The organism is uncultured Aquabacterium sp. (assembly GCF_913773725.1).
Classification (GTDB): Bacteria; Pseudomonadota; Gammaproteobacteria; order Burkholderiales; family Burkholderiaceae_C; genus Aquabacterium.
Window position 1 is genome coordinate 1 of record NZ_CAJYGK010000106.1, and the last position, 7,247, is coordinate 7,247.

A 7,247-nucleotide genomic window follows, 5' to 3' on the forward strand; every position below is an offset into this window, starting at 1 on the left:
CGATTACATCGAGTGCTTCTACAACCCGACGCGTCGGCATTCGACGCTCGGATATCTCAGTCCCGTACAGTTCGAGCAAGCTCAAGAAGCTTAGGTCGGTGTCAACGAGACCGGCAGCAGCCCACCCGGATGCCATCATTAGAAAACCTCTAGTAGATATAGAGTCAAGTTTTTTATAGGAAGCAACCATGATGCGGATCGGTGAACTGGGCAAGAAGGCAGATTGCTTGGTGCAGACCGTGCGCTTTTACGAGTCAGAAGGCTTGCTGCCCGAGCCTGCACGTAGCGAGGGCAACTTCAGGCTCTATGACGAAGTCCATTTGCAGCGCTTGCTGTTCATCCGCCGCTGCCGGGCGAAGGACATGACGCTGGATGAGATCCGTCAACTGCTGAACTTACGGGATCGGCCAGAGTTGGGCTGCGGCGAGGTGAACGCGCTGGTCGACGCTCATATCGCGCAAGTGCGGACCAAGATGAAGGAATTGCGCGCCTTGGAGCGCGAGTTAATGGATCTGCGACGCTCCTGCGATAGCGCCCGAACCTCGCGCGAGTGCGGCATTCTCAACAGCTTGGCCGAGCCCGCCTGAAGCTCGAGCGTGTCATCGGTGCTGGAAGTGATCGGGTCCAGTTCTGAGAGCCACGTGCCGCGCTCCATCATGCGAAAGCGCGCGATTCTGACGTTTTGAGACGGCGTGCGACCGAGGGCGTGGCCCACAGGAGCCAGCGCGAGCCGGACGACCTGCGCGCCGCAATCTCCGCCACCTTACGGGTTCTCCAGGCCAGACCGAGCATCGCGGCGTGGCTGCGCAGGTGCAGGTGCAGGCCAAGGTAGCAGTGCGCCACGACGCGGCCCGACTCATGGGCACGCCACGCAACTCGCGATCGCTTCGCAAGAAGCCGCAAGGCCCGACTCGCGCAAGAATGCGACGTGGGCAAGATCGTATAGCCAGCAGCGCAAGCGTTTGCCGCTGCTGGCCGGCTCCGGAAGGGATAGACAAGCTGCGGGCCGTAGTCCATTGGAAAGTCCATCTTTCTTGAGTGTCACTCTTTGGCGCCCAGCGTGTGCTTTTGCGACCGGAAAGCGCTGAACAAGTGGCCCCCGGGCATCCAGAAATCGCCGTAGTTGACTTGGGCGTCTTCGTGCTCACGCTTGTGATGCCAGCGATGGGCTTCAGCCACCCCGATCAACAATCCCAACGGCCCGACCCGGTATCCCAGATTGGAGTGCTGGAAGGCCAGATGCACGACCAAGAAGCCGAGCCATGCGCCGACGGCCAACCACAGCTTGGAACGCCGCTACTGGCTCAACGGGGAGTGGAAAGGCCGCCCGCCCTCTAGCAAGGCGGCACAAGCGAGCGCGACGATCACTGTGAGTAGCTCCGTCGGAAAAGACGGCCGGCCGGTCGCGAGCTCGCCGAAGAGCACAACCGCAGTGGCGCCACGGATCAGTGGATAGCAGCCATACCGGATGACAGTCGCAATGAAGGGGGCGCATTGGTGCTCATCTGTTCTGTCCTAAAGCTCTGACTGGATTGGAAAACCTTCTAGCTACGGTAGAGTCAAGGGCGTCCGGGAAGACCCTGTGGCAAGTTCGTTGCATCTGCGCCTTGACTCTCCAGCCGCTACAGGCTTCAGCATCCATCGATTTGGAAGGAACAATGCATGGCTGAAAACCACAGAAATCACGAAAACGACGAGTTGGGCCGCCTAGATGCGAGCGATGCGAAGGACCGAAAGATTCTTCTGACTGTGTTGCTGATCAACCTGACGCAGTCCGCCGCCGGCATTGCCCTTGGCATCTGGGCTGGCTCTACGGCGCTGATGGGCGCCGGGTTGGACAACCTCGCCGATGCGTCGGTCTATGCGGTTAGCCTGTATGCCGTCGGTCGTGCGGCAACGGTCAAGGTGGGCGCGGCCCGCTTGTCGGGTTTCTTGCTAATCGGCCTGGCCGCGCTGCTGCTGTTGGAAGTCCTACGCCGCTTCGCTGGAGGGGAAGAGCCTGTCGGCCCAGCCATGATGGCCATGGCCGCGCTGAACGCGGCTTTGAACCTAGTGTGCCTCAGACTACTGCGCCGCCATCGCGGGGAAGATGTGAACTTCAAGGCGTCAGCGATCTTTACCAGCAACGACTCCATCGTCAATGGTGCGATTGTGCTGTCCGGGGTGCTGGTGATGGGGTTCGGGTCGAACATCCCGGATCTGGTGCTGGGCGTCATCGTGGCCGCAATCGCAGCGAATGGGGGGCGGGAAATCCTGCGCGAAGCATCGGAAACAGCTCGCCGTAAGGCGGGCACATAAGGCATGTTTTCGCCCAGTTCATCCCGAGGTTTACCTCTGCAAAAGAGGTAGTCCAGCCTTTGGGCTACGGCCTCGGCTGCAGCCGAGCGTACCATTGGCGATGGCCGCGCGATAGGCGGGCATGCCGTTCTCGACCTCCGTCTGCCGTACAGCAGCGGTGCGCAAGGTTGAGGGTGCATGTCGTCTCTCCTGTTCGTGTGGCCCAGGCCAATGGCCGGGCCGGGACGTTGATGGGCAGGAGAATGGCGCCGAAGGCCCAACGGCCTTCGGCTCGGGAGAAAAGAGGAACCACCCGTGGGCTGATTGGCAGGCCCGGTCGTCGCTAGAACCGTCTGCTCATCAAGCAATCACACCCGGCCCATGTCGTGGCTGGGGCCGGCATCGTCTGGCGCACATCCGCGCACAAAGGGAGCCCGTTTTTGCACCGGCGGGCACCGGCACCGATTACCGCTGACCACGAAGGGTCTCCCGGTGGCTCGTGCAGCCTGGCAAGCCACCGGGAGACCCTTCGCAGAGGGCGGAAGAAACGCAGATCAACAGAACGCGCGTGGTGCGGCTCGCAGAGAAGCTACCTTCAGGTCCCGCGGCCGGGGACGGCTGGGCGGGACGCGCACACGGATCAAGAAGGCGTTGCGCGCTGGGCGTCCCGCAGGGCATGCGGCGGAGTGCGGGACAGGGGCCACGCCGCCGAAGGCGGGCACGGCTCACGGGGAACGGGGGCGGTCAGGAGCCTTTGCGGCCGCTACGGCGCGGGCGCGAGGCGCCGCGCTTGGAGCTGCCGGATTCGACTGGCAGCGTGCCTTTGCAGTCCGGGTAGCGGCTGCACGACCAGAACGGGCCGCTCTTGCCGCTGCGCTGGCGCGTGGGTGCGCCGCACTGCGGGCATGCCGGCCCTTGGGGAACCTTGATGGACAGGGAGGCGCTGCCGTACTGCGCAATCAACTGCGAAATCCACGCGGCCTGCTTGCCGATGAACACGTCCAGGGTGAGCTGTCCGGCCTCGATCATGTCGAGCGCCTGTTCCCAGACGGCGGTGGTGCCAGGGTCGGCAATCGCCGCAGGCACGGCATCGATCAAAGTGAAAGCCGCATCCGAGGCGCGGATGGCGCGCCCCTTCTTCACGAGGTAGCCGCGAGCGATCAGGCCGCCGATGATGTTGGCCCGCGTCGCTTCGGTGCCGATGCCAACCGTATCCTTGAGCTTCTGCTTCAGGCGGGGATCGGACACCAGCTTGGCGACGCCTTTCATGGACTTGACCAACTCGCCTTGCGTGTACGGTTTGGGCGGCAGCGTCTTGAGTGCCTTGAGATCGACGTCGGCCACCTGGCATGCCAGGCCCTCATACAGTTTCGGCAGCGCGGGCAGCACCTGGGCGCGGACCGCAGTATCGCCCTCGCCATCACCGTCTTCGGCCTGCGGCTCGGCGAGCACCTGGCGCCAACCCGGGATGACAACCTGCTTGCCCGTGGCCGCCAGGTTCTGCCCCCCGCACGAAAACTTGGCCACAGTGCGGTCGAACTCGTGGTGAGGGAGGAACTGCGCCAGGTAATGCGACCGGATGAGCCTGTACACGGCCAGTTCCTTCTCGCTCATGGCGGAGAGCTTCGCCGGTTCGAGCGTCGGGATGATGCCGTGGTGCGCCGTGACCTTGCCATCGTTCCAGGCGCGCGAGCGCTGCGAGCGGTCGAGCTGGCCCATGATCGAGCGCAGCGAGGGATCGGTCTTGAGCAGGCTGTCGAGAACGGTGGGCACTTCGGCAAACATGCTCTCGGGCAGGTAGCCGGAGTCCGAGCGGGGGTACGTCGTGGCCTTGTGCGTCTCGTACAGGGCTTGGGCAATCTCCAAGGTTTCCTGCACGTCCAGCCCAAGCTGCTTGGAACACACTTCCTGCAAGGTGCCCAGGTCGAACGGCAGCGGCGGGCCTTCGCGGACACGCTCAGTCTCCACCGACACGACGTGGGCACTGCCCGCAGCGCGGATCTGCTGCATGGTCTGCTGTGCGACCGGCTGCCGCAGGCAGCGGCCTGCGTCGTCGGTGCACGCATCGGGTGGAACCCATTGCGCGGCGAAAGTCGAACCGCCTGCGAACAGGGACACGGCGATGGCCCAGTATGGTACGGACACGAAGCGCGCGATCTCGCGGTCGCGGTCCACAACGAGCTTGAGCGTCGGGGTCTGTACGCGGCCGACCGACAGCACGCCGTCGTAACCCGCCTGTCGCCCCAGCACCGTGAACAGCCGGCTCAGGTTCATGCCCACGAGCCAATCCGCACGGGAGCGCGCCAGCGCCGAGTGGTACATCGAAAGCGTCTCGGCCGAAGGCCGCAGCTTGCCCAGTGCCGCCCGAATGGACGCATCGTTGAGCGCCGACAGCCACAGGCGTTCGATGGGGCCGCGGTAGCCGCAAAGCTCCACGATCTCGCGGGCGATCAATTCGCCCTCGCGGTCGGCATCGGTGGCGATAACCAGGTGAGTCGCCTTCGCCAAGAGCGCCTTGACGACCTTGAATTGCGTGGCGGTCTTCGGTTTGACCTCGACCCGCCAGTGCTGGGGAATGATGGGCAACTGCTCAACGGACCATCGTTTGAGCTGCTCGTCGTAGGCCTCGGGCGGCGCCGCCTCCACGAGATGGCCGATGCACCAGGTGACCGTGACGCCGGAACCGTTGAGGCAGCCTTCACCGCGCTGCGTGGCGCCGAGAATCCGGCCAATGTCTTTGCCCTGGGAGGGCTTCTCGCACAAGAACAGCCGCATATCCGTCCATCCCGATTCCTGTTGTTCATGGAGTTGCTGGGATCGAGGATGCCGAGCGCAGCCCCTGGCAGCAGCAAACAAGCCGCATGCGGCAGCGACCGCTTTCACGCCGATGAAATGGCGAGTGCGGGGAAGGTGCGTGGCCGGAAGTGTGCGGGCCGAGAGCCGCGATTTCCGGGAGCGCGCGTGGAACTCGGTGGACGTTGGTGGAGCTATCCCCTGGGGATAATTCGCAGCGCATGGAGGGCGGCGAAGCACTGCGGCAGCCGCCCTCCATGCCCGATCACTTCCTGCGCTTGGTCTCTTTCGGCGCCGTCGATTCCTGGGTGGCCTGGGGCTTCGGCTCTGCCTCCTGTGGCTTCGGGCTGAGGGCCACAGACTCGATGCGGTACGGCAGGATGCCGACACTGCGCGCGTTGACCTGCCAAGTCTCACGCGGCTGATCTTCGTTGTCCGTCCAGGGGTCGCGCTCCATGCGGCCGACGACCAGCACCCGCATGCCCTTCTGGTAGAGCTGCTGCCAGCGGTCGGCGTCGTGGTGCCAGAGTTCCACCGGCGCCCAGAAGCCGCCGCGGTCCTCGAACTCGCCGCCCTTGGTGGGGACGGGGTTGTCGAAGTACACGTTCAGCCGGAGCAACCGGCGAGGATCGTCGTTGCCATTGGGGAATTCGCGGTACTCGGGAGGCGATCCGATGTTGCCCTCGCCGATGAATTGTGTGCTCATGTTGGAATCTCCGTGGTGGTTGAAATACCCGTGCCTCGTTGGGCTCGGGCGCGTGCTCGGATGGCAGGCGCAATCACCGATCGCGCACTGCGGCAGGAACGGACGCGAGCCGGCGCAGGTAGGTGTTGTCCGCCTGCGCGGCCTTGCTGGCGCATTCCTGTGCTTGCCTGCCCAGGGTGTGCAGCAGGCTGATCTGCATGTTCAGCATGACGCGCTGCAGTTCGATCTCGTGCAGGTCGTGCAGCAGGTTGACCGGCGTGCTGGGGCTCGCCATCAGCTCCTGCCACAACGCCACGCCCATGGCCGATCGATCGTGCTTGCGCCAGCGAAGAAAGGTCGTGCCTGCGCCAGTGGTCTGCTGGGCCAGCTCGACGGGAAGCAGGTGGAAGGGATGCCCGCACGCCTGTGGCAGCACCTGTCGCTGCGCCAGGGCAATCAACTCGTCGCGCATGGCGAAGCACTGGCTGGCCCAGGCCTCGAAGTCCCCTTTACCTTTAAAAGGCTTTAAAAGGCCTTTTAGAGAGGCCGCGTGTTCCAGCCGCATGAAGGCTGGCTGTTCCAGACGACGGAAGTAGCGCGGTTCGCGGTTCGGGTCGCTCATGCCGGTTCGTCCTCGCCGGCGGCTGTGGACTTGGCCTCGGCCGAATCGGCGGCAGCGCCTTCGTCGGTGGGAGATGCGGCTGCGGCAGCGCTATCACCACGCTGTTGCAGACCACGGCGCACGACGGGCGGCGCAAACTTCGAGCGGCGCATGCCTTCGAGCACGTCCTGCGGCAGTTCGCCGAACTTCTCCAATGCTGCCCGAGCTGCGGCGTTCTTGGCCGCGAAGTCGTCGCGGGTGCAGCCCGAGTAGCGGTATTGCTGGGCCAGGCTGAACAGGCTGCGCAGCGCGTGGGCACCTTCGTTGAGCCAGCGCTCCAACGTCGAGCGATCGATCAGCGCGGTGTGGTGGGCGAGGATCAGCTTGCGGGCGATGTCGTCGTAGTCGGCCAGCAGATAGACGGCGGCAAAGCCGAGCTGCGCGTTCACGAACAAGGGGAGCTTCACCGGCTGCACGTTGAGGTTCTCACCCAGGCTCAACGCCGCAGGCACGCCGGCCAGTGCCTGGTCAACCTGCTCGCGCAGCGATTGCAACGTGGTCCTGGTCTGGTCGAGCTTTTCCTCGATGCGCAACATCCACCAGTCGCTGTACGGGTCGTCCTGCTCCGAGCCGCGCTTCATCTTGTTCATCACGGCGATGTAGCCGTTCAGGCCGACGATGCCGGGTCGCCCCTCGGCGGCGGCGCGGCCATGCCAGATGCGCGAGGCGTGGTGGGTGTGCAGCGTCAGCGACATCGCGCTGCGCAGGGAGCCGAGGTTGAGTTGCAATGGTTCGTTGCTGGTTGCCATGGTGATCGCTCGCTGGTGGACAGGGAGCCGCCAGCATCCGCATGCAGCGGAAGGCAGTCAGTCAACAAACCGAAATGAGCCG

Annotated in this window: 9 protein-coding genes; 3 read left to right on the forward strand and 6 right to left on the reverse strand. The window is 64.3% G+C overall.

The genetic code is table 11. The features are described from left to right. Positions 1–94: IS3 family transposase (locus tag QZ709_RS12905; protein WP_294637699.1), on the forward strand; the 94-nt coding region annotated here is incomplete at its 5' end. A 94-nt stretch (positions 95–188) separates the two neighbouring features. Continuing rightward, positions 189–587, forward strand: coding sequence for a Cd(II)/Pb(II)-responsive transcriptional regulator (gene cadR, locus QZ709_RS12910; RefSeq protein WP_003098965.1), 399 nt, complete (start codon positions 189–191; stop codon positions 585–587). Between the two features lie 67 nt (positions 588–654). Here the strand turns inward: cadR and QZ709_RS12915 are convergent, their stop codons facing one another. Next, positions 655–1,029: a DUF3703 domain-containing protein gene (locus tag QZ709_RS12915; protein ID WP_011516992.1), complete on the reverse strand. Its 375-nt coding sequence runs from the start codon at positions 1,027–1,029 to the stop codon at positions 655–657. Between the two features lie 12 nt (positions 1,030–1,041). Further along, on the reverse strand, positions 1,042–1,278 hold the full coding sequence (locus QZ709_RS12920; RefSeq protein ID WP_003098970.1) for a hypothetical protein: 237 nt from the start codon (positions 1,276–1,278) through the stop codon (positions 1,042–1,044). 384 nt (positions 1,279–1,662) lie between these two features. Between QZ709_RS12920 and QZ709_RS12925 the strand changes: the two genes are divergently transcribed. Beyond that, positions 1,663–2,298: a cation transporter gene (locus tag QZ709_RS12925; protein WP_003098972.1), complete on the forward strand. Its 636-nt coding sequence runs from the start codon at positions 1,663–1,665 to the stop codon at positions 2,296–2,298. 723 nt (positions 2,299–3,021) lie between these two features. Here QZ709_RS12925 and QZ709_RS12930 read toward each other — a convergent pair. The 4 genes from QZ709_RS12930 to QZ709_RS12945 all read right to left on the reverse strand — a co-directional run bounded on the left by QZ709_RS12930 (position 3,022) and on the right by QZ709_RS12945 (position 7,165). Beyond that, on the reverse strand, positions 3,022–5,052 hold the full coding sequence (locus QZ709_RS12930; RefSeq protein ID WP_003116834.1) for a DNA topoisomerase III: 2,031 nt from the start codon (positions 5,050–5,052) through the stop codon (positions 3,022–3,024). Between the two features lie 283 nt (positions 5,053–5,335). Beyond that, positions 5,336–5,776, reverse strand: coding sequence for a single-stranded DNA-binding protein (locus QZ709_RS12935; RefSeq protein ID WP_003098976.1), 441 nt, complete (start codon positions 5,774–5,776; stop codon positions 5,336–5,338). A 73-nt stretch (positions 5,777–5,849) separates the two neighbouring features. Then, positions 5,850–6,377 (reverse strand): DUF3158 family protein, encoded by a 528-nt coding sequence (locus tag QZ709_RS12940; protein WP_003098978.1) that lies wholly within the window; start codon positions 6,375–6,377, stop codon positions 5,850–5,852. Next, positions 6,374–7,165 (reverse strand): PFL_4669 family integrating conjugative element protein, encoded by a 792-nt coding sequence (locus QZ709_RS12945; protein ID WP_003116836.1) that lies wholly within the window; start codon positions 7,163–7,165, stop codon positions 6,374–6,376. The genes QZ709_RS12940 and QZ709_RS12945 overlap by 4 nt, the downstream gene beginning before the upstream one ends. Positions 7,166–7,247 lie beyond the last annotated feature (82 nt).